Below are 406 nucleotides of genomic sequence, written 5' to 3' on the forward strand. Positions count from 1 at the left end.
GCACGGCGCCGGCGGACACCTTGGTCAGCCCGGCGATCAGATTGAGCAAGGTCGACTTGCCACAGCCGGAATGGCCGATGATGGAGACGAATTCGCCCTTGTCGATGGTCAGCCTGATGTCCTTCAATACCTCGCTGACCTGGGCACCACGCGTGAAGGATTTGTCGATATGGTCGAGTTTCAGATAGGCCGTCATCGCCCCTCTCCTCACTTTGCCGTTGTGCCGCGGGTGACGAAGGCGCCGACCGCCGCGACCAGACGGTCGAGGCAGAAGCCGGTGACGCCGATATAGGCGAGCGCGACGATGATGTCGGGCAGCCGCGACGAGTTCCACGCGTCCCAGATGAAGAAGCCGATGCCGACGCCGCCGGTCAGCATTTCGGCGGCGACGATGGCAAGCCAGGAC

General features: G+C 63.3%; 1 protein-coding gene and 1 pseudogene. Both read right to left on the reverse strand.

The window, feature by feature from the left end; genetic code table 11:
* On the reverse strand, positions 1-196 hold a 196-nt coding region (locus tag EN984_RS37450), incomplete at its 3' end, for an ATP-binding cassette domain-containing protein (protein WP_127384492.1).
* Positions 197-207: 11 nt separating this feature from the next.
* Positions 208-406 (reverse strand): annotated as a pseudogene (locus EN984_RS37455) (nitrate ABC transporter, permease protein); the annotation flags it as partial.

Source organism: Mesorhizobium sp. M7A.F.Ca.CA.004.12.1.1 (assembly GCF_003997835.1).
GTDB lineage: Bacteria > Pseudomonadota > Alphaproteobacteria > Rhizobiales > Rhizobiaceae > Mesorhizobium.